At 56.9% G+C, this 22,612-nt stretch carries 16 protein-coding genes and 1 pseudogene; 11 read left to right on the forward strand and 6 right to left on the reverse strand.

Annotated elements, in window-relative coordinates; genetic code table 11:
- Nucleotides 1-10: 10 nt before the first annotated feature.
- From NB063_RS15580 to cmk, 4 genes are all read left to right on the forward strand, one after another.
- Entirely contained in the window at nt 11-955 is a 945-nt protein-coding gene (locus tag NB063_RS15580; RefSeq protein WP_250929657.1) for an AAA family ATPase, read from the forward strand.
- A 66-nt stretch (nt 956-1,021) separates the two neighbouring features.
- The gene (locus tag NB063_RS15585) at nt 1,022-2,368 is read left to right on the forward strand and encodes a DUF58 domain-containing protein (RefSeq protein ID WP_250929658.1); all 1,347 of its coding nucleotides are present in this window, start codon (nt 1,022-1,024) and stop codon (nt 2,366-2,368) included.
- 1 nt (nt 2,369) lies between these two features.
- A complete protein-coding gene (locus NB063_RS15590) occupies nt 2,370-4,940 on the forward strand; it encodes a transglutaminase TgpA family protein (RefSeq protein WP_250929659.1) in 2,571 nt (856 codons plus the stop codon).
- Between the two features lie 12 nt (nt 4,941-4,952).
- Nucleotides 4,953-5,603 (forward strand): (d)CMP kinase, encoded by a 651-nt coding sequence (gene cmk / locus NB063_RS15595; protein ID WP_250929660.1) that lies wholly within the window; start codon nt 4,953-4,955, stop codon nt 5,601-5,603.
- A 337-nt stretch (nt 5,604-5,940) separates the two neighbouring features.
- Here cmk and fusA read toward each other — a convergent pair whose 3' ends face one another.
- From fusA to rpsL, 3 genes are all read right to left on the reverse strand, one after another.
- Nucleotides 5,941-8,034, reverse strand: coding sequence for an elongation factor G (fusA, locus tag NB063_RS15600; RefSeq protein WP_250929661.1), 2,094 nt, complete (start codon nt 8,032-8,034; stop codon nt 5,941-5,943).
- A 188-nt stretch (nt 8,035-8,222) separates the two neighbouring features.
- Nucleotides 8,223-8,696: a 30S ribosomal protein S7 gene (rpsG, locus tag NB063_RS15605; RefSeq protein WP_250929662.1), complete on the reverse strand. Its 474-nt coding sequence runs from the start codon at nt 8,694-8,696 to the stop codon at nt 8,223-8,225.
- 72 nt (nt 8,697-8,768) lie between these two features.
- Nucleotides 8,769-9,134: a 30S ribosomal protein S12 gene (rpsL, locus tag NB063_RS15610; RefSeq protein WP_250929663.1), complete on the reverse strand. Its 366-nt coding sequence runs from the start codon at nt 9,132-9,134 to the stop codon at nt 8,769-8,771.
- A 479-nt stretch (nt 9,135-9,613) separates the two neighbouring features.
- On the opposite strand from rpsL, the gene dapA reads away from it, so the two are divergent.
- On the forward strand, nt 9,614-10,516 hold the full coding sequence (gene dapA / locus NB063_RS15615) for a 4-hydroxy-tetrahydrodipicolinate synthase (protein ID WP_250929664.1): 903 nt from the start codon (nt 9,614-9,616) through the stop codon (nt 10,514-10,516).
- Between the two features lie 127 nt (nt 10,517-10,643).
- Here dapA and NB063_RS15620 read toward each other — a convergent pair whose 3' ends face one another.
- Nucleotides 10,644-11,606: a deoxyhypusine synthase family protein gene (locus NB063_RS15620; RefSeq protein ID WP_250929665.1), complete on the reverse strand. Its 963-nt coding sequence runs from the start codon at nt 11,604-11,606 to the stop codon at nt 10,644-10,646.
- Between the two features lie 202 nt (nt 11,607-11,808).
- Here NB063_RS15620 and NB063_RS32625 point away from each other — a divergent pair, with 202 nt between their 5' ends.
- Nucleotides 11,809-14,601, forward strand: coding sequence for a leucine-rich repeat domain-containing protein (locus NB063_RS32625; protein WP_407652639.1), 2,793 nt, complete (start codon nt 11,809-11,811; stop codon nt 14,599-14,601).
- Nucleotides 14,602-14,806: 205 nt separating this feature from the next.
- Here the strand turns inward: NB063_RS32625 and NB063_RS15625 are convergent.
- Nucleotides 14,807-15,862, reverse strand: a pseudogene (locus NB063_RS15625) (O-antigen ligase family protein); the annotation flags it as partial.
- Nucleotides 15,863-16,113: 251 nt separating this feature from the next.
- Here NB063_RS15625 and NB063_RS15630 point away from each other — a divergent pair.
- From NB063_RS15630 to NB063_RS15640, 3 genes are all read left to right on the forward strand, one after another.
- Nucleotides 16,114-17,541, forward strand: a complete 1,428-nt coding sequence (locus tag NB063_RS15630) for an NAD-dependent malic enzyme (RefSeq protein WP_250929667.1) — start codon at nt 16,114-16,116, stop codon at nt 17,539-17,541.
- A gap of 142 nt (nt 17,542-17,683) precedes the next feature.
- The gene (locus tag NB063_RS15635) at nt 17,684-19,810 is read left to right on the forward strand and encodes a LamG-like jellyroll fold domain-containing protein (RefSeq protein WP_250929668.1); all 2,127 of its coding nucleotides are present in this window, start codon (nt 17,684-17,686) and stop codon (nt 19,808-19,810) included.
- 109 nt (nt 19,811-19,919) lie between these two features.
- Nucleotides 19,920-20,816: a rhomboid family intramembrane serine protease gene (locus NB063_RS15640; RefSeq protein WP_250929669.1), complete on the forward strand. Its 897-nt coding sequence runs from the start codon at nt 19,920-19,922 to the stop codon at nt 20,814-20,816.
- Nucleotides 20,817-21,189: 373 nt separating this feature from the next.
- Here NB063_RS15640 and NB063_RS15645 read toward each other — a convergent pair whose 3' ends face one another.
- Nucleotides 21,190-21,390: a cold-shock protein gene (locus NB063_RS15645; RefSeq protein WP_250929670.1), complete on the reverse strand. Its 201-nt coding sequence runs from the start codon at nt 21,388-21,390 to the stop codon at nt 21,190-21,192.
- Between the two features lie 171 nt (nt 21,391-21,561).
- Between NB063_RS15645 and NB063_RS15650 the strand changes: the two genes are divergently transcribed.
- Nucleotides 21,562-21,810 carry a hypothetical protein gene (locus NB063_RS15650; RefSeq protein WP_250929671.1) on the forward strand — a complete coding sequence of 83 codons (249 nt, stop codon included), beginning with the start codon at nt 21,562-21,564 and terminating at the stop codon, nt 21,808-21,810.
- A 74-nt stretch (nt 21,811-21,884) separates the two neighbouring features.
- Nucleotides 21,885-22,511: a Holliday junction branch migration protein RuvA gene (ruvA, locus tag NB063_RS15655; protein WP_250929672.1), complete on the forward strand. Its 627-nt coding sequence runs from the start codon at nt 21,885-21,887 to the stop codon at nt 22,509-22,511.
- Nucleotides 22,512-22,612: the final 101 nt, after the last annotated feature.

Genomic DNA, 22,612 nt, shown 5'->3' on the forward strand with positions numbered 1-22,612 from the left:
AAAGTTATTCATGGCCCAGCGCAGCGCATTTGATATTTGCAAACTGCTCCGCGACAACATCGCGAAGGTTGTCCTCGGTAAAGACGAGCTCATCGATTTGCTGATTCTGGCCACAATGGCGGGCGAACACGTTCTGCTGGAGGACGTGCCAGGGGTCGGAAAAACGTTGGCCGCAAAGGCTCTTGCCCATAGTCTGGACGCGCAGTTTTCACGTCTTCAATTCACACCCGACTTGCTGCCGAGCGATATCACAGGCAGCATGATTTATCGCTCGGCAACGGGCGAGTTCGAGTTCTCGCCTGGGCCGATTTTCGCCAACGTTGTTTTGGCTGACGAGATCAACCGAGCCCCACCTCGGACCCAATCCGCATTGCTCGAGGCAATGAGCGAGGGGCAGGTGACGGTGGACGGGGTGACTCACGAACTGCCAAAGCCATTTATCGTGATCGCGACGCAAAACCCGTTCGAATACGAGGGCACGTACGCGTTGCCTGAGAGTCAGCTCGACCGTTTCTTGTTGCGAACATCGATCGGATACCCGGTTCGAGAAATCGAACGCCAGGTTCTCCAAACTCACCAGGCCGGCGAGCCGGTCAATTGGTTGGAAAGCGTCGTCTCACCCGCCGAAATCATTTCGGTGCAAGAAGAGGTTGGTCGGGTCCGGTTTGATGATTCGCTCACCGGATACCTGTTGGACATTGTCGCTGCCACGCGCCAACACGAGGCGTTCCAGGTGGGGGTGAGCACGCGGGGAGCGATCAGCTTCTATCGTGGCTGCCAATCGCTCGCCCTGTTGCGTGGCCGTGATTATGTCGTTCCCGATGACCTCAAATTACTCGCCGTTCCCGCACTCGCTCACCGAGTCCTGCCCGAAGGCATTTTCCAAGGCGGCAGTCGTACGGTTGTTGAGCAGCAGTTGGCGGATTTGATCGAGCCGATTGCAGTGCCCGTATAGTTTACCATTGACCCTCAATCTCACACGCCGCGATCTGGGCGTGGGGCGGATATAGCAAACTCATTCATGGAACGACGCAGTACCCGCCACCGTATGACCCGACTGGGCGTCCAAGTGATGCTGATTGGCGTCTTTGGCATCCTGGGAGGGTCGCTCAATGGGCTCAACTTGCTGGTGGTCGTCGCGGCGATCACGCTGGGGGGGGTGATGGTGCAGTGGCGGATCAGCCGTTCGATGATTAACTCGCTGCGGGTCGACCGGCGGATGCCCGCCGAAGCGTTTGCCGGTAAGCCGATGCGGGTCCGTTACCAAATCCATAACGAGCATCGTCTGATGCCGATCTGGTTGATCAGCCTGGTCGATATTCTAGAAAAGATGCGACGTTCCGACGATGACCTTTTGCCGCCGTCCAAGCGACCAGCAAAAGCATCCCCGAGCGGTCTGCAGACGCTCACGGGCGTCGGTCTGCTGATGCCAGGTCAGACTACCAGCGCGTATTTTGATCTCGTTGCGCACCACCGTGGCAGGTATCGGTTTGGCCGATGGACGGCGTCGACGCTGGCCCCACTCGCGTTGTCGACGGCGTATCGAGAATCCATCCGTGAACAGGATTACGTTGACGTTTATCCGCGACTGTATCGTCTGCAGCGTTCCTGGCAGCGAATGTTGCCCAGCCGCATCGGGAACGTTTCGACCACGGTGCATCGTCAAGGGCCTTCCAACGACGTGTTTTTTGGATTGCGAGAATATCGCCATGGGGACAGTCCACGGCATATCCATTGGCGGACGACGGCCCGCTTGGGCGAACCGGCCGTGAGGCAATTTGAACAGCAGAAACGATTCGATTTATGTCTGTTGATCGATGCTTGGTCACCGCACGCGGAGACGAACACGAGTGACAGTCTGCGGCAATCCAGTTCGTCGACACTGCGGGACCGAATCAAATCGCTCGCTCCCAAATCCGCCGCATCCAAGCGGGAGGCCGAGGACCGCGCGTCGCTGGGTTACGCGGTTGACGAGCACGTCGAGAGGGCGATCAGTTTGGCGGCGACTGTCGTCGTGGAGCTCACCCACGGTAGCGAAAATCGAGTGCTGTTAGTGGTTGCCGGCCAAGAGGTCGGAGTCGTTGCCAGCGGTGCGTCGCTGCTTGGTCGGAAACGAATGCTACAGGCGTTGGCTCGGATGAATCCGAGTTCGCAGGTTCCATTTGCCGACGCCTTGGTCAAGGCGTCCAATGCGGCGACCCGTTTGCCCGATCTCGTTGTCATTAGCTCGAGATCGCAAACACGTGCGGCTGCCGCTGACGCGGCCACAGCTCTGTCGCTGCGACGTTGGAAAGCTCGCAGCCAAGTGAATTGGATCGACGTCTCGAGCAAAGATGTCAATCAATGGGTCGCATCGGAGAGCCTTTGATATGAGCGCAGCAGTATCACCAGCAAATGCGTCGCAGTCCGATCGCGGTGGAGCCGCCCACGAGGCTGTGCCGTGGCACCAGCCGGATACTCCGCTACGACTCCGGACGAAGTTCGCGTTCGCGTTGGTCACCGGGCTCGGGGGGATGTTGTTAGGCACCGCATCGGATACCGAGTCGCTGTCTATCATCATCGTTACGTTTTCGCTGATCGGTTTTATTTGCGTCGATTGGCAGAAGCTGTTTGCCCTTCCGTCTTTGGTGGCATATGCCGCCATGGCGTTGACCGCGTTCGTATGCGTCGCGGAATTCATGCAAGATTCCGATCAATTGGGGCGGAAGATGGTCGCCGTCGCGCAGCTTCTCGCGGTTGCGCAGGCGATTCTGATGCTGCAGGAAAAGACGCACCGGCTGTTTGAGCAGTTGCTGATTTTTGCATTGTTGAACTGTGTCGTTGCCGCCGTGTTTAATGATGCCTTTAACTACGCGATCTGGTTTATACCGCTGACGATCATGACGGGGCTCGCGCTTGCGTTCCTCGCTGCCGACGAGACCGCGACACGCGCCGTTGACGTGGGCAAAGCGGCGAATACTCCGGTGACGACGGACGGGCGGACGCAGAGGTTGTATGCGTTGGACAATGGGGCCGCGACACGTTCGATCACGAGAGTCGCTCTGGGGCTGCCGTGGACCAGTGTGATCTTGCTCGTGCCAGCGGTGACGGTGATTGCGGCAACGATCTTTTTCGCGTTACCGAGACGCATCGATGCGCGGCGGGGGGCGTCCACCGAGGCACTCGTTGGTTTCAGCGGAAGCGTTCAGCTCGGGCAGATCGGTCGGATGCAAATGAGCAAACAGCGGGCGTTGCGGGTCAAGTTTGTTGAACCCGATAAGAACCAGCCGTATTCGGTGGTGGGCGGGATTTATCTCCGTGGTCGGACGCTCGAACAATACGTTGCCGATAGAGAAGTCGCCGATGGGGGTGGGACATGGCAGACCGTCCCCGTCGCACTCGCCGGGCCCACGCAGGCTTTGCCGGTCCGTTACGTCCCCAATCGGACGAGCGATCAGATGTTTTTCGATCGTGTCCACGTGGAGGTGCACTGCGAATCCATGCGGACTCCCGACCTGTTCGCGGTTGCACCCTATCACCGAATCATCGGCAGCGAGGGGGTCGTCAATCTTCCTAACCAATGGTGCATCACGCGGCTAGAAAAACAACCTTCGACGAATGGGGGCGGGAGATTTCCTAGAAAGGAATACTTCTTCGGCACGCAAGCGTTTCGAGACGGGGTGCAGTCGGCGTGGATTCATGACTTGTCGCTCTCGCCGATCGATCCGCTCGCCGCCGCGGGACGACAAAGCATCATGAAGGACGAGGACTTGGACGCACCCGACGCGGAGGTTTTGGTCGCCAATCAGCTCGAATATCTTGATCGGTTGCTCCAGTACTCAGAGCAGATCATGCCGTCGGCGCGTCAGATCTCAGATGAAATCATCAGCAAAATTCCGGCGAAGAAACGTACGCCCGTTGAAATTGCGAGGCAGCTCGAACGCGATCTTCAGCTCAACTCTCATTATGAGTATACGTTGGATGGCGGCATCCAGCCGATTTTGGGGATGGACCCGATCGAGCAGTTCTTGAGTATCGATCGCCGTGGACATTGTCAATATTTTGCCTCAGCGTTGGCGATGATGCTTCGCAGTCAAGGGATCCCTGCCAGATTAGTGGTGGGGTACCACTGCGACGAATTTAGTGAACTCGGGCAGTATTTCATTGTGCGTCAAAGCCACGCGCATGCTTGGGTGGAGGCGTTAATCGACGCCAAAGATCTCCCGTTCGGGCAGAACGTATACGGGCAGCCTCGATCGCGACGGTATTGGCTCCGTTTGGATCCAACGCCGGGAGGAGGGGGAGTTATCGATGACGGCAATATCGGTGGCGGTCGACAGCTTGCGGATTTAGCTCAGAACCTCTGGACCGACTACATCATCGAAATGGATCCTGCCACCCAGGAGACCACGTTGTTGTCGACTCCCGCGTTCGCGCCGATGACAAACTCCTACCGAACTTGGATTGAGCAAGCGAAATCACTCGCGTTGAAGATCAACGCTGGCGAGGTACAGGGGATCGGCGGAGGAAAACTGTTTTCGACGAACGGGGCGATTATTGCGATCGCGATCGGCTTTGCAGCGGTCATCTTTGTCAAGCTGCAGTTTCCCAATTTGTATGGACGGAGGCGGCGAGCGACGCAAGCTCAGCGGGCCGCGCGGCCGTCGATCCCGTTCTATGCCGAGGCTCTCGAATTGCTCGAGCAAGCCGGTTATGCTCGGAGCCCTGGGCAGACCCCTGCGGAGCTGACGGCGAGTCTCCCCGCAGATGGGCTCAGGAGTCCGACCGATGTCTTGACGCAATTGTTTTACCGAATTCGATATGGCTCCGGTTCGTCCGCAGATTCGAGGGGCGGACTTGGGGGTGACCGGTCCGAGTCCAAGACGATGATCGAGCAGTCACTGGATCAAATCCGGCGGGCGCTCCCGCAGCATCGCAAGCCCAAACCTACTGAGAAATAGCATCGCACCCGCATGATCGTGACCATTGATGGGCCTGCCGGAGCGGGCAAAAGTAGTATCGCTCGTGATGTCGCAGAGGAGCTCGGTTTCGCATTCTTGGACACCGGTGCGATGTACCGGGCGATCACGTTCGGAGCAATGCGAGCAGGTGTGCCGCTCGATGATGTCGAGGCGCTCGTTGCGTTTGCCACCGACGCTGAATTGACTTGGAATGATGATCGGATTGACCTCGATGGACAGGATGTCTCTGAGGAGATTCGAACGCCGGCGGTCACGTCCAACATCCGGTTCGTTGCCGATCCGTCAGAGATCCGCGGTTGCTTGACCGAGCAGCAACGTCGCATCGCCAGGGGGCGGGACATCGTCACCGAGGGACGCGATCAAGGCACCGAGGTGTTCCCTGACGCAGACTGTAAAATTTTTCTGACCGCGTCACCAGAAGAGCGGGCCCGGAGGCGTCAGTTGCAGCTTGCCGCGGCGGGGCGAGCCGTCAGTTTGGACGAAGTGCTCGCCGCACAAAATCAGCGAGACCAAGAGGATCAGTTGCGAGAGGTTGGCCGGTTGCGGGCAGCCGACGATGCCATCGTGATTCAAACCGATGGGATGGATCCCGATCAAGTCAAGCAAGCGGTGCTCGACGCGGTCCGTAGCTGCCTCGCTTAATCCGCGTCGCCCATCAATTGGCTTCGCCCCGCTTCGCCCCAGCGTCGCCTTTCACATTTGCAGCATTTGTATGGTTTGCCGTAGCCACCGTCGCCAGACGGTGGGCCACGTTCTGGCGAACGTATCGACGTCTCAAGAGCCTATTATCTTATTCAACAAAGCTCCATCTAAGAACTACCGAGAGGTCCGCGTTTTGATACGTGTGATTCCGAGACCTCTGGCTTCATTCCGGCCAAGCGGAAACGCGGTGGCGCAAGAAGCTTTGCGAGGGCTCCTCGGGATACGGAATTCCGCGGAGTCCCACCACCAAATCGGTTTGCCGTTTCCCGCTCGATCGTTAGAACTGAAAGCTCTCGGCGTCTTCTTTGGGTGCCACTTGGTAGCCGTAAGGTTCCATGCTGCTGCCCGCTCGGCCTTGGCTGAGGCTGCGGATGGCGCTGCTGTACCCGAACATTTCTTTGAGCGGTGCGTGAGCGGTGATGACCGTCATTGCTCCTCGCGATTCGGTTGACGCGATGATAGCGCGGCGTTGCTGAAGGTCACCAACGATCTCGCCCATGTAATCATCTGGCGTCGTTACCTCGACCCGCATGATTGGTTCGAGCAAGACCGGTCCGGCAGCCTCGAGGCCCGATTCAAACGCATCTCCCGCCGCGATCCGGAACGCCACTTCGTCGCTGCCTTCGTCGTGCACCTCGGCGTCGTAGACTTCGAAGCGAACGCCCGAGAGCGGGAATCCAGCGATCATGCCGCCGCCAACGGCGCGCTCACGCATCTCCTCAATCGCGGCGGTTCGGACGGCATTGGGCAAACCGCAATCCGGTGGCAATCGATCGAATACAACGACCGGTGCCGAGGGATCTTCGGTTGGCATCACTCGTGTTTTCAATCTCGCGAACATTTGTGTCGCCCCAACAACGCGGTTGCACTGACCCACGACGTCCGCCGTTCCGCTGATCGTTTCGCGGTAGTTAACTCGCGGTTTGTAGAACTTGACGTTGAGGTTGAAATCGCGAGTCAATCGGTGCTGGATCACTTCGAGGTGAAGTTCTCCCATGCCGCTGATAATCGTCTGTCCGATCTCTTCGTTCTCGACCGCGCGGAACGTGGGGTCTTGCCGACGGAGCATGTTCAGCGTTTCTTCGAGTTTCTTTCGGTCCGCCGTGCTCTCGGGTTCGATCGCCATGGAAAGGACGGTTTCGGCGAACTTAATGCTAGGCAGTTCGATCGGAGCTTTGGTGTCGCAAAGGGTGTCTCCGGTGATGGCGAATCGGGGCCCGATCACGCAGCAGATGTCGCCGGCGACAACCGAGTCGCTCTGTCCGTCGCGGTCTTTTTTGGTTGCGTGGATTTGCCAGATCTGGGCGACATTCTCTTTTTTGTCCCTGTTTGGGCAGAACACACGCGAGTTCTGATCGAGTTTGCCGCTGTAGACGCGGATCCAGTAGTTGTCACCCGTCTTGGCGGGCAGGATCTTGAAAACCAACCCGCAGAATGGCTCTTTGACGTCCGGCTTTCTCGTTTGCTGTTTGTCCTCTTTCCCCGGGGTGATACCGACGACAGGTGGGCGGTCGAGGGGGCTTGGGAGGAAGTTGCCAACGCCGGTCATCAGCGGTTGGACACCGATTCCGTGCAGTGCCGAGCCGCAGAACACCGGTTGGATGGTTCGTTCGATGCAACCTTTGCGAAGGGCAGCAAGAATCATCTCACGCGGGACTTCCTTTTCTTCCAGGGCGAGTGTCATCGCCTCCTCGCTAAGCTCGTAAACGACTTCCATCAACTGCTCTCGCCAGAACGCGGCGTCGTCGGCGAGTTCTTCGGGCAGCTCGATTTCTGTGATCGTCTTGCCTTCCGTTTCGGGATCGAACTGAAGGAACTTCATGTTGACCAAGTCGATCACACCGCGGAATGGGTCGCTGACGTGGGTTGGGCCTTGTCCGACCGGGATTTCGACCGCAACGGGGCGTCCACCCAGACGCGGGCCGATGTCATTGAAGACGTCGTCAAAACTGGCGCCCTCTCGGTCCATCTTGTTGATGAAGACGATTCGAGGGACTTCGTATCGGTCGGCCTGTCGCCAGACCGTTTCGCTTTGTGCTTCGACGCCTTCCCGGGCCGAGAAGACGACCACGGCGCCGTCGAGGACGCGGAGGCAGCGTTCGACTTCCGCGGTGAAGTCGACGTGGCCAGGGGTGTCGAGCAGGTTGACGTTGTACTCGCCCCATTTGTACTTGACGCAGGCGCTGAAAATCGTGATCCCCCGATCCTGTTCTTCGGGGTCGTCGTCGGTGTCTGTCGTTCCATGGTCAACGCGGCCGACGCGATGCTTCTCGCCACTGAGATACAGCATCCTTTCGGTGACTGTCGTTTTTCCGGCATCGATATGGGCGATGATGCCAATGTTACGGATCTTGGATATGTCGGCGGCCATAGGTGTTAATCAAGGAACTGGTAGGCGAGCGGCGTGTGGCAGGGGCCGGAGGTGCGCAAAAAAAAATCGCGATTCGGAAGCGACCGAATCGCGAGTAATTGTGATGTGTTTTGACTTCTTCGGATAGGCGGTTCAGACGCTCCGAAGATCGGAGCGACGATTTTACCGACTCGAGAAGAGCAAGGCTTTTACCACGCGAAGTGGGCGAATGCCTTGTTAGCGTCGGCCATGCGGTGAGTGTTCTCACGGCGGGTGTAAGCGGCACCTTCCTTCTTGAAACCGGCCAACAATTCGTCGGCGAGTTTGAGGTGCATCGGGCGACCCTTCTTCTCACGAACGGCACCCAGGATCCAGCGGATCGCAAGGCTTTGTTGACGTGATTTGTTCACCTGCATTGGCACCTGGTAGCTCGCACCACCGACCCGCTTGCTGCGGACTTCGATGTACGGCTTGACGTTTTCCAGTGCGGTCTCGAACACTTCAAAGGGAGTTTCTTCGCCTTCGTGTCGCTTGCCGATTTCTTCGAGTGCATCATAAAACACCCGCTGAGCGGTCGTTTTCTTGCCATCGAGCATGAGGCAGTTGATGAATTTGCTGGCGAGCAAAGACTGGTGCCGTGGATCGCCTTTAAGTTGCGAGCGACTGGAAGTGATTCGTCCCATGAAAGTACGTCGGTAGAGTGAGAGATTGTGTGAGGTTGAATGAGGTGGTTAGGTGGCGTTTGTAACGGAAAGTTACTTTTTCGCACCGTAGCGACTGCGGGATTGCTTGCGACCGTCGACACCCAACGCGTCGCGGGATCCGCGGACAACTTGGTATCGAACACCCGGCAAGTCGCGAACACGACCACCGCGGACGAGCACGATCGAGTGCTCCTGCAGGTTGTGACCTTCGCCGGGGATGTACACGGTGACTTCCTTGCCGTTGCTCAACCGAACACGCGTGATTTTCCGCAGAGCGGAGTTTGGTTTTTTCGGCGTCATCGTCCGAACTTGAAGGCAAACGCCCTGCTTTTGGGGGCATTTTTCGAGCACTGGCGATTTGCTTTGGCTCTTCTTTAGCTTTCGGTTCTTGCGGATGAGTTGGTTGATTGTGGGCATAAATGGAGATCTAGACGAAAAAACCGCTCAGGAAGACGAAACCACCACAGCGATTGACAACGAAAGGGTGAGTCACTGGAAGTCGCGAAGTATCGCGAGTGAGGCGGATTTGTCAAGGCCGAACACCGGCCTGAGTTTTTCGCTCCTTACCGAGCGTGTTTAGCCCTCGTGAAACATGGGTTTGAGCCGTTACACTGAAACCGATCTTGGAAACGAAATTGGGCGAGAGGCCCAGGCCGGCGAAAATGCCTTCGTTGGGGGGATTTGCCAGCCGAACGGGACGCACAGGCGATCCGCCCTGGATGGCGTCTAGCGGGAATCCGTCTCGGACGCGATCTTTCCTCGCCCGGTAATGCGTTTCCATTGCCGGGGATGTAGGTCGTAGGGATCCCATCGACCACTTCCCCAACCGCTATCTTGCCTATCCAGAAAAAACACCTAATCGATCCCCCTCCAGACGAGAGAAAGACCACCCGCAGATGAATCAACGAAAAGGGAGCCAGTTCGCCGGATTGGCCGTCGCTATTATTACGCCGTTCCGCGATGGCAATTTGGACGTCGCACGGCTTCGCGAACAAATTGAATTTCAAATTGACGCCGGAACGAACTGTATCGTCCCAGCCGGAACGACCGGGGAGTCACCGACGCTCTCGCACGACGAACACGAGCGGGTGATCGCCGAAACGATCGCGTGCGTGGCCGGACGCGTGAAAGTCATGGCGGGAACGGGCAGCAACAGTACCGCTGAGGCTCTGCGATTAACCCGCCGGGCCGCTGCCGAAGGTGCCGACGCGACCCTCCAAGTCGCACCGTATTACAACAAGCCGACGCAAGAAGGCATGTATCAGCACTTCCGGGCGATCGCCGAAGACATCGACATTCCGGTCTGCGTCTACAACATTCCCGGTCGAACCGGGAAAAACATCGAAGTCGAAACGATCCAACGGCTCGCCGAATTGCCCGGTATCACGATGGTCAAGGAAGCGACCGGTTCGCTCGACCAGTGCTCGGCAATTTTGGGAACAACGGATTTGACGGTGCTCTCGGGCGATGACTCGTTGACCTTGCCGATGATGAGCGTCGGCGCCGAAGGTGTGATCTCGGTCGCGGGTAACGTCGTTCCTGGCGTGATGCTCGAGTTGGTTCGTGCGGCAGCGTCGGGGGACTACACCACCGCCGCGGCACTACACCATCGGCTGTATGCGTTCTGCAGCATCATGCTCGGGTTGTCGACCAATCCGATTCCCGTCAAGGCGGCCATGCAAATGCTCGGCCGTGATACCGGCGAACTCCGTCTGCCGATGGTTGCACTCGATGACCGCGAGCGAGCCATCTTGCAGGAAACCTTGCAGAAGTTCGGTATCGAATCGACGGTCGGCTAAACGTTAATGCCGATGGGCGATTGGCCCGGATCGGGGCTGCCTCGCGGCACGCCCCGGTTGATCAGCCCCGTTTGCCCGGTTGATGTGTTACCCAGCGTCGTCTGACGCTGAGGTTTGGTGGCGGCCGTTACCAGCCCAAGACATGGGCGAACACGAGCGGCGCGCAAATGGACGCGTCGCTTTGGATCATGAATTTCGGCGATTCCGGATCCAGCTTGTACCAAGTGATTTTTTCGTTTGGCACCGCGCCGCTGTATCCCCCGTAGCTCGTCACGGCGTCGCTGATTTGGCAGAAGTAGCCCCACAGTCGCACGTCTTTTTCGAGATCCTGTTTCAGCAGCGGAACCACGCAAATCGGAAAGTCGCCTGCGATTCCGCCTCCGATTTGGAACATCCCGATCGGGGCGTCGGCACTGGTCGCTTCGTACCACTCGATCAGACGTCCCATCTGTTCGGTTCCCGTGGCGAAGGCGGTGTGATTGGGAACCGTGCCGTCGTAAACGCGGGCGGCGTAAATGTTGCCGAGGGTGGAGTCTTCGATCCCCGGGGTATACACCGGGATCCCCTTGTCTTTGGCCGCAGCCATCCAGCTGTTTTCTCGCGGAACTTGATAGTGTTCGGCGAAAGTCGGGTCATCGAGCAGGGCGAACATGAAATCGGCAGGCATCCAGGTTTCATCGCTTGACGCCTGCTGCACCCAAAGTTTCGTGAGCCGGTGTTCGAGGTGCCGCATCACGGTTTCGGGGATGCAAGTGTCGGTAACACGGTTGAAACCGGCATCCCGCAAGCGAACTTCGTCTTCGACCGACAGCGCCCGCCAGTCCTGGATGGTCTGGTATTCGTCGTGGGCGACCAAGTTGAAAAGGTCTTCCTCTAGGTTGGCGGCGGTACAGGTAATCGCGTGGACTTTGTCTTGGCGGATCATTTCAGCGAGTGATAGCCCGAGTTCGCCCGTGCTCATGGCGCCTGCGAGTGTCACCATCATTTTGCCACCGCTGTTGACGAATTCACCATACGAGCGAGCGGCGTCACGCAACTCGCGGGCATTGAAGTGGCGGAAATGCGTTTCAAGAAAATCGGTGACTTTCATTCGATAACTCTTCGATTGCGATCATGGAGGCTGATGGGGCGGAAGCCAATTTGGTAGTGTTTTCTTGTCTCTGCGTCGATACGCCCTTCAAAAAGCGAGAGCTTTTTGCAGAACAATTGTCCGCCTGTTAGGTTAGTACAGGGGCAGCCCTTCTTCCCCAGCATCGTTTTGACATGTCGGATTGCTCCTCCTGAAGTTGCCCATGGTTTCGTCCTCTCACCGCGCCCCCATGCCGGCGTCCGTCGAACAGAGTCGCCGGATCGCCCGTTCATTGGTCGTCGGATTGATCTTCCTTTTGTGGTTGGGTTGGATGACCGTGCCACGCACGATGTCGACTTCCGAGGCCATTTGGTTTATGCCGACGCCGACGTCGGGTGAGTTTGGTAATCAGCTGGCGGACCCCGACTCGCCAATGCATCGGAGTTACTCCTTCTTTTCCAATGTTCGGAACGGATGGAGCGTGGGTGGATTTCCGGTGGATGCCTACCATGTCCTGCAGAATCGATCAGTCACTCGCGTGTCGTTCCATCCGTTGGCGATGCTGGTGAATTTGCTTGCCATCAGTGTGATGTTGGGCGGAGCCGTTTTTTTCTCATACTTGGATTCGCCTCAACGCGAATTGCTGTCGGTATTCCGATTGCGAGGCGGGCCACGCAACCGCGGGGCGATCGTGTTGATCGCAGCAACGGTGCTGTTGTCGCTTGTTGCCGCGTACCATTTTCGACGTTGTGAACGATTGAATCGAATGGCGTACCATGCGCGCGAGGCGGGTGTGGTCCGGTCGGTGAATCACCCCTTCATGACGCACATGCCGGCGTGGTTTCAGTCCGCGTGGACGCATGTCCATAGGATCGAAGTTTATACGTCGATTTGGGACCCGAATGCTGAGCAGCGTCCCGTTGATGAAGCATCGTTGGACGCGATGAACCTAAGTCTTAATGACTACCCGGCGATTCAGTCGGTGGGCCTCATCGGCGAATTGTCTCCGGAAATTATCGCAGACGTTACGAAACTACCTCTGATGCAATCGGTCTCGGTGCATCGTCCAAAAGACTTAGAGCAGGTTCAAGAACTGCTCTGTCAGTTGCCGCCGCTTGATTCGCTCGAAATTCAAATGTCGAGGCCTTACCGTTCTCGGCGTCATGGCGGAATGAGGAGAGGCTACGATTTCGACGACGGGTACGGGGACCGTCGCGACCGCGATCGTTGGCAGCGAGAATTTTATAATCCGCAAGCCCGCGAAATTGTGAACTCCGATGTTGTCTTGGATCTAAGTCATCTCGCCACGCTGAGGATCTTGCGTCTAGGTTACGTGCCCACGTCGGCAGTGGATTTGGAGGCCGTTTCAGCCTCCTCAAAGTCATTGCAAGAATTCGACTGGCAAGTCGCTGGAAGGATCCAAAAACGTTTTGAATTGCGTGACTTGCCCACGTTGCAAGTATTGTCGCTCAGTTCGACGGAGCCCGATGAGTCGCTGGTCACGATTGATCTGAGAAGGATGCCGCAACTGCATTCGCTGACCTTGCCACGGGAGCAAAAGTTCGACTTGTCATTGGTCGAGTTGCCTGTTTTGAATTCCATCGAATCACGCTCGTATTCTTATATGGGAGACGAGGACGAGATTGAAAGCTTGCCAACGATTCAAGGCTTAACGATTGATAATGCACCGAGTTTGACATCGCTCGATCTTGTTGCCGACAACTTGAAACGATGGGATGTCAAGCGATGTCCTTCGTTACGAACCATCTCAATCACGGGTCTGCGTCCGGAATATGTGTGGGATCCTGACGTGTCGGATCCCTTTAATCCGGAGGAGGCTCCGGACGCCAACGAGAAAATGGATGCGTTGTGGCAATGGCTTGCCGGTGAACAGGGGATCAATACTCTTTACCTCTCCAATCTCAATCTTCATGACGTCGATTTTTCGCAGTTCGGCAAGCTCAAGTATTTGAAGGCGGTGTGGTTCTCCGATTGTGCGGTGGCGGTGGAGCAACTCGAGTTGTTGGCTGCGCTGCCTTCGATGCGTGAGTTGCATGCGCCCCAAACTCCAATGACTGAAAAGAGCGTCGGTCGTTTGCTCGCAGCAAATTCAAACTGGGAAGTCTTGAAGGTCGATTGGTCGGAGTTATCTAAGATTGAAATTCGCAATCAACCCCATCTCAGAAGCGCGTTGGGGAACGTTGAGCTTCGAGCAAACTCGATCGATCTGGAAAATCTCCCACGCCTACGAGATCACGTCTTCACCTCGGGCGGAGTTCAGGCATTGAGCCTTCAGAATGTTCCGCAACTTCAAGGCTTATTCGTCAGCGGGAAAATACCGGGAGACTCCGAACTGAGTGGTTTATTAGCGTTGGAACACTTTTGTATTTCAGGGTGCAAGTTTTCGCTGGGGCATCTTGAGGCGTTGAAAAAATGCAGCCAATTACAAACGCTATGTCTGCCCGGTTGCGTCGTGCCTGCTGAGCTATTTGATGAGTTGCCACGCTGGCGCAAGCTCGCTGCCCTCGATTTGAAGTTGTTGCGCGTCGCCACGCCGTCAGGTCCACCGGTATGGTTGTCCGACTCCCACACCGCACCGCTCGGTGCGATGCGCTCCCTGAGCCGGATCAATTTGGACCGGACCGAGATTACCGGACGGTCAATCAGCATCCTTTCCAACTGCAAGGAATTGCAGGCGATTTCGCTTCGTGGTTGCGGGCTCTCTGAGGAAGACCTCACTCCGCTGGTAGGGAATCGCGTGCTCACCGAGTTGAACGTGACCTCGCGAACCAAAGTACCCGAATTGCTCGAAAGCGTCGTCGTGCGCGGAAGTTGGGTCGCTGACCCCGATGACATGAGTACATTTGACATGTCATGGAACTCAATCTTTACCGGTGAGCCACGCCCACGAGAACGGAGTCGATCGTTGCAGCGTGGGACTTCTGGTCGGAGAGGTGGCGGCGGGGGGGCGATGTCGCGACGTGCCCCAGTGCCTCAGAGTGAACCCACACAGTGACCGTCAGTCCTGACAATGTGAACAGGTACGTGTGGACCATCTCGATGATGCTGACGTCGTGGAACATCCCGTTGCAGAAATAGCCAGACAGGATGCCGATCGCCAGCATTCCGATCTGGCGTTGAGGTGAACCGTCGGGGTGTGTTCTCGCCAGTTGCCACCCCATGCAGAGGATGCTGAAGACGAACAGGACGTGAAGGGTCAGGCCAATCAGTCCGATGTCCACCAAGAGCGATAGGAACACATTGTGTTGCACATACGGGCGGACGTTCTCCAGGGGAATGCCGTGCGAGCGGATTGCGTGATAAGGTTCCGCGGCCGTTAAATACTGGCCGAACCCGTGCCCGGCGAGTGGTCGGTCGAGAAACATTTCCCATGCGACCGTCGCGAGTAGGGGACGCAGTTCAACGCTCTTTGCCGCTTCGCTCGCGCTGAGTGCTTTATCTCGCTTGAACGAAAGCAATTGCTCTTTCAGGCCGAGTGTCATCGCGCCCGCGAATAGGATGGTCATCACGAAAGCGACGACTCGCACTTTCATTGGTACATAGAGCATGCCCAGGATGGCCAGCGACAGGGCGGCGCCGCACCAAACGCTGCGCGTCAGTGTGGCATAGCAACCGGCAAGTGCGATTACCGCGAGGAGTCCATAAGCGACCTTTCCATAGCGTCCCGATGAGAAAAATCGGATCACGCAGGCGGTCAGTCCGAGTGTCATCAGGATGCCGTTGCCGGCCGGATTCAACAGCGGCCCTCGGCCCCGCCCGTAAAATTCCCACACGTCCGGGTCATTGATAAAGCGAGGAAACACCAGCGAGCGGATATCCATAACTTCGAAAACGGCGGTAATCGATAGATAGGTGCCCAAGACAACCAGGACGGTGACGAGAGCATTGATCGCACTGGTGAGCCCCTGCCCGTCTGATCCGAAGCCCGTGCGGGCGACCATGTACAGCGTCGCGGGCATTGCAATGTAAAACAGCCAACGAGCGACAGGAGGCGGGTCAGGGCTGAACAAGCCGAATCTCAGACAGCTCAACAGGACCCAGATGACCAGGCCGATGGCCACGAAATCGAGGCGGTGGAAGTGATCAATAGATTCGCTGCGCCGAATCAACCGCAACGTGAGTATCAACATCACGCCGGCCCACGCGATGCGGTCCAGGCTCAGCGAAATCGGTCCCTGAATCGCAAAAAACGCCGGGCCAAAGACAGTCCCGAGTACCAATATGGCAATGACCGCAGATAGCACGCGGACTCGCATGAGAACGGGTAATGCCCATGGCAGGGCAGCAATCAAGAATAAAAAGGCAAGCCAGAACATGCCCAATCCTAGGTCATGATTTCTGCACTAGGCCATAAAAATGTCCTTCAATTTGCCTTTGCTCGTTTTGCGGCCCACGGATTACCCGGTTGAACGGCCAACAGGCGACTGACTCCCAATGTGTTGGGATGCTGCTTCGTGGTAAAAGACTGGCGCGGCGCGTCTCGCTCTTTTGATACCACGGAAAAAACATGACTCAGCACAGCCCCACGTACGCCATCACGATTCGTTTACGTTACGTCGACGCTCCCGGAGCGATGGGCCAAATCACCACCGCGATCGGTGACGCCGACGGGGCAATCGGAGCGGTCGATATTGTTAACATCGATGGCCACTCAATCTCTCGTGACTTCACCGTCAACGCAAAAGATGTGGACCACGGAAAACGGATCGTCGATTGCTTGCGGAAGGTCAAAGGGCTCGAAGTCGTCCACGTCTCCGATCGCGTCTTCCTGATGCACCTGGGCGGCAAGGTTGAGGTGCTCTCCAAATCTCCGATAAAGACTCGTGACGACCTGTCGATGGCATACACGCCCGGCGTTGCTCGCGTTTGCAAGTCCATTGCAGCGGATCCCGATGCGTCCTTCGCGTTGACAATCCGGCAAAACACCGTGGCGGTTGTGAGCGACGGTTCGGCCGTCTTGGGACTTGGCAATATCGGGCCCCGTGCCGCCATGCCGGTAATGGAAGGCAAGGCGATGTTGTTCAAGGAATTCGCCGGCGTCGATGCGTTTCCGATTTGCCTGGATACGCAGGACACCGAAGAGATCATCCGGATCGTCCAGTGTCTCGCGCCGACGTTTGGAGGTGTCAACTTGGAAGATATCTCGGCACCTCGCTGTATCGAGATTGAGGAACGCCTCGATAAGCAACTCGAGATCCCCGTGTTCCACGACGATCAGCACGGTACCGCAATCGTTGTGCTCGCCGGGTTGATGAATTCGCTACGTCGGATCGGCAAGGACATGTCTCAGATTCGAATCGTGATCAACGGGGCCGGTGCGGCCGGAACCGCGATTTGCAAGCTGTTGATCACGTCGGGTGCTACCAACATTATCGCATGTGACCGCAGGGGGGCGCTGCATGCAGGCGAAACCGAGTCTGATGCGACGAAGCAGTGGCTGGCCCAGAACACGAATCCGCACGCGGTTTCGGGATCGCTCAGCGAAGTCATTCGAGGCGCAGACGTATTCATCGGCGTTTCGGCCGCCGACGTATTGAAGGTTGAAGACATCAAGAGCATGAACGACGATCCGATCGTGTTCGCCCTGGCCAATCCTGATCCCGAGATCGAACCGTCTCTGGCGGGGCCTCACGCGCGGATCATCGCGACCGGCCGCAGCGATTTCCCCAATCAAATTAACAACGTGTTGTGTTTTCCCGGCTTGTTCCGCGGCGTGCTGAACGTCCGCGCCACCACGGTCAACAATGAGATGAAAATTGCCGCGGCGCATGCGATCGCGGACGTGATCCCGCCGTCGGATCTGCTCGACGACTACATCATTCCGAGTGTGTTCGATCGGCGAGTCGCGAAGGTTGTCGCGCAAGCGGTTTCGACCGCGGCATTGGAAACGGGCGTCGCACGTAGGAAGACGAAGGCTGCTTATGACATCACTTGATCGGGAAAAGGTGATTTGCGGGTGAGTGACGTCGCGTTCTGGTAGAATTCGAAGTCGCCAGAGTTGGATTGGATTGCGGTCGGCGAGTGCTACCGCGATACGTCTCTCGGCTCCCGCCAAATCCCCACCCATTGAGGTTCTGATGTCTTTACTTGGTACGCATGAGACTGCCCGAATCGATCGCCACTTGTCGCTGTGTAGGCGTTTCCCGAGTTTGTCGCGATGGTGCCACGGGCTAGGGCTGATGGCGGCAGCTGTCCTTGCCATCGGCGGAGGCATCGCACGGGGGCATGAGGGCGTGCATTCGTCTGATCATCAACATGCCACTGAGGGGGCTGCGACCAACGCCGTTTCAACTTCGCGTGCTAATGCAAAAGTATTGCCGTCACCGCCGTCGGGTGACGATGTCTTTCACTTCGTGATCTATGGTGATCGAACCGGTGGTGTGCCGGCTGGATTAAAAGTACTCGAACAAGCCGTCGTCGATACCAATCTGCTCGATCCCGATCTCGTCATGACGGTCGGAGACCTAGTGCAAGGTTACAACGAAACGGACCAATGGCTCGAGCAGATGCAAGAGTTCAAAGACATCGTCAATCGATTGAACATGAAGTGGTATCCCGTTGCCGGCAATCACGACGTCTACTGGCGTGGGCAGTCGCCGGCGCCCCCGGGGCAGCACGAGTCCAATTACGAAAAGCACTTCGGCCCGCTCTGGTACAGCTTCGCTCACAAGAACTCCGGGTTCATCGTGCTTTATTCCGATGAAGGTGACCCGGCTACGAATCTCAAAGCGTTCAATGTGGCTGCCTTGCAGAACATGAGCGAGGGGCAGATCAAATTCTTGGAATCGGCGCTGAAGGAAATGCAAGACAAAGATCACGTCTTCGTTTTCTTGCATCATCCGCGTTGGATTGGCGGTGGTTATGAAGGTAGCAATTGGCCACGAGTGCACGAGAAACTCGTTGCCGCAAAAAACGTGACGGCTGTTTTCGCGGGGCATATTCACCACATGCGATATGATGGCGAACAAGACGGGATTGCCTATTATGCACTGGCAACGACCGGCGGTGCGCTTCAAGCGGAGATTCCCGATGCCGGGTACCTGCACCATCTGAACGTCGTCACTGTTCGTGAAAAACGCATCTCCGTTTCCGCGATTCCAGTCGGTGCGGTGATCGATCCGAAGCAATTCACGCCTGAGTTTTTGGCGGAAGTCGACGCGGCGAGAAAAGTCCGGTGTGTGCAAACATCGCCCGCTCTCGTGCTCGACGTCGATGGCGCCTGCCAAGGTTCGGTGACGATGAAAATCAAAAACCCCGGTACCCGTGATGTCGACATCACGTTGATGCACGAGACGGAAACGTCCCGTAGCGGTTGGCAATCGACACTTGATCACAGCCACTTCGTCGTTGCCGCAGGTGCCGACAAGGAGATCGCGTTTGAGATCGTCAGAAATGCCGGTTCGATGGGTGCGGTTGTGGTGCCCGCGGTTCGGATGGAGATTGACGTGCTGGCGTCGTCGGCACGGGTGCGCCTGCCCGCGGTCGATGCTCCGCTGCGGGTCACGCCCGGCCAAGTGCCTGCCGAGTATTTTTCGGGCGTGTCGGATCATTGTCTCTTGATGACGGACGACAGTTCGGCGATCCGAGTTGACTCCAAAGATCTCGAATTGCCTGATGGTCCGATGACGGTCGAAGCTTGGGTGCGGCCATCCAGCGTTCTCGGCTACCGTGGCGTCTTGGCGAAAACGGAGAGTTCCGAGTTCGCGATTTTCAGCGATGAGGGGGTGCCGGAGTTTTCCATCTATGTTGGTGGTCGTTATGTCACCGCGAAGGCAGTCAAACCGATGGTCGTCAACCAGTGGGCGCACTTGGCCGGAGTTTACAATGGCAGCGAAGTGAAGCTTTTTGTGGACGGTGAATTGGTAGGTGCGAAACAAGTTGGGTCTGAGAGCGTGAATGGGAAGGCAATCATTGCGAAACGTAAACGCAATCAATTGCCTCTGTTTATCGGTGCCGACACGGATGCTCGCGGAGCACCGACGCGCGGGATTCGTGGAATGATCGACGAGGTGCGTGTGTCCAAGGCTGCTGTTTACTCGGCCCCATTCACGCCAGTCCCACGGCACACGCCGACATCCGAAACCGTACTGCTGATGCACCTCGACCGATCGATCGGCCCGTTCGTCCTTGATCACAGTGACGCAGCAGCGCAGGGATTGCTTGGCGCTGAGAGCGTTTTGGTCGAGAGCCCGCCGAAGAACTAGTCCGCACCAACTTCGAGTAGACGTTCGATGCGCCCACCGGCAGGAGTGGTCGGGCGGGGGCGGGCATGGTCGGGTTGCCTGATACTAATTTCGAGACCACGATTGAGTCATGGAACCGTCTTCTTCGCAATCCGTTGTTGCTTTTGAGTCGTCGCACCGAGCACCTTGTCAGGAGGTCGGCTTGGTGCTCCAGGCGATCGGCATTCCGTCTGAAGTTGTCCACGATGGTTCTCTGTGGTGCGTCGCAGTCGATGCGCGGCATCATTCTGCTGCGGTCGAGGAGATCGAAGACTATCTGCGAGACAAATCTGCGGAACTGCCACGCGTGGAATCACGCGTGAAGTTATTCGGGGGCGCGATCCTCGGGGGGGTGTTCTATGTTTCAATTCTCGTCTCCGTCGCGATCCTCGACAATATTTCCGCCTATGGGATGCAGTGGGGCGAAGCGGGCTCGATGCGCGCCGGCGCGGTCATGTCCGGGCAGATCTGGCGAACCGTCACCGCCTTAACGTTGCATGCTGATACTCTTCATCTGATGTCCAACCTAGTCTTTGGTGGATTTTTTGGCCTTTTGGCCGGGCGGATTTTTGGAGGCGGCGTCGCTTGGTTGGCGATTCTCATCGCCGGAGCGATGGGGAATGGACTGAATGCGGCGCTGCGGGAGGCTGCTCACACATCGATTGGTGCTTCGACGGCAGTGTTCGCCGCGTTGGGGATTCTCGTTGCACATGCTTTGCGACCGCGGGCGGGAGATGCATCCACGCCGATGCAAAGATGGAGTCCGCTGATCGCGGGCGTTCTGATGTTCGCGTTTCTTGGTTTGGAGGGCGAACGCACCGATGTGCTGGCGCATACGACCGGGTTTGTTTCCGGACTCATCATCGGCGGGCTGGGCAGCCGTTTGCCCGAGCGGGTACTCGCCAGTGAGCGGTTTCAGTTCGCCGCGGCGGGGATGGCTTTGGCGATCCTGGTGGTGTCATGGGGAATCGCAGCGATTGCCAGGTAGTTGGCGTTCCCGCCTTTCGGGTGAGCGGCCGGATCGGGGCGGTAATCGCGAATTACGCATCGCGGTAACTGCACAGGCAAAACCGAGTCGAGAACATCCACGACCGTTTTTGGGGGCCACAAAGAAGCCAGAATCGAAACGTGTTCTGGGGTGGCAAGAGAGTTTGGGAGGGAGCGATTCGCCTGAAATCATTCGCAAGAACTTCGTCCTGACGACCGCTCAACATCCTCACGCGGCAGGTTGTTTCGGTTTGTAATAAACCGTTTGCCGCGTTTTTCTAATTCTTCACTTCTGTATTTTATTCAACGAGCGGTGCGAGTGGCCTTTTCGATCCGAGACGAATCGAACAGGTCAACGTCCGCTGAGAATCAAACTAGTCAGCCAGTGAGACGTTCTCAGCGCAAGGTCCCTTAGGGCCTCGACCTTCGGTGTAAGTCACACGTTGTCCTTCGCGGAGGTCATCGAAATTAACCCCTTGAAGACTTGACGAGTGAAAAAACAAGTCTTTGCTACTTCCAGTGTCGATGAATCCAAATCCCTTATCGGTGACTCGTTTGATCGTACCCTCTGCCATCTGTTCATTCCTAAAAGGTGTCTTGTAGCCGAACCCAAAAACAGTGTGCCTTCGGTGAACGACTACTGGGGGAAAGTGTATCGCCCCAGTGGCGTTTTGGCGATGCGAGACGGGAATCTCGGTCTGCGATTTTGTGTATCCAAAACGCGTTGGCCCCGCGAATCGTTGTGAATGAGACCTCCAAAGAAGTTTGGTGAATTCTTTCACACGGGAGACAATTTGCGGTTTTTTGTGCCGAATTGGGGCTCATCGGCACTCATTTGCGTGCTCGGGCAATATCGATTGCCGCCGGCCAGTAGACCGAGTTCAGATCTGAAACGGGCGGGGGCGGGCTGCAAAATGAGCCGGCCTGCAACGCAAGACGTGCTCGATCACGATGCAAAACGCGGCGTGTCGCGGGCGAAAGTCTGGCGGCAATAAGTGGGATGCACTAAATTTCGAATTCGCGAAGCCACTCACTTCATAGAACCGTCTCGATCCACGAAGGAAACGAATTGATAAGCGCGATAGCAGGGACCCTCAGCCACGTCGGAGAAACGAGCGTAACGATTCAGGCCGGGCCGTTTGACTATGAGGTCTTCGTAGGCGATTTCACGCGGCGACAATTACAACCAAAACTTAATGACGATATCCGCTTGCACACGCTCGATTACATCGAGGGTAATACGACGGGCGGACGGCTAACGCCTCGTCTGGTGGGATTTCTGACGCTTCCCGAACGCCAGTTTTTTGATTTATTCTGCAGCGTTGACGGCGTCGGTGCGAAGAAAGCGTTACGGGCGATGGTCCGGCCGGTACGCGAACTCGCTGTCCTGATCGAAGAGCAGGACACGAAAGCATTGTCGACCCTGCCGGGGATCGGAGCGGCGACGAGCGAGCGAATCATTGCCAAACTGCGTCGGAAAATGCCTCGGTTTGCCCTCATGGTCGCCGGGGAAGATCTGGCCGAAGGCGGAACTTCGCAAACTTCGCCGGTGATCGAAGAAACGTACGAGGCTCTCGTTTTGCTAGGACATAGTGAAGCAGATGCCCGACACCTGATTGATGAAGCGATCGCAACTGGTAAAAAATTCAAAGATACCGAGTCGTTGTTGACCGCTATCTACCAGAAATCGAAGTGACCACCCCGGTTGCCCGGAACCTGATACAATCGCAAATGACCCCGTCGCGTTGTCGACGGAGGGGGACACCCCTAAATCGTTGATTTTTTGACCGATTCAAC

Source organism: Aporhodopirellula aestuarii (genome assembly GCF_023701485.1).
In the GTDB taxonomy this organism is placed as follows: domain Bacteria; phylum Planctomycetota; class Planctomycetia; order Pirellulales; family Pirellulaceae; genus Rhodopirellula; species Rhodopirellula aestuarii.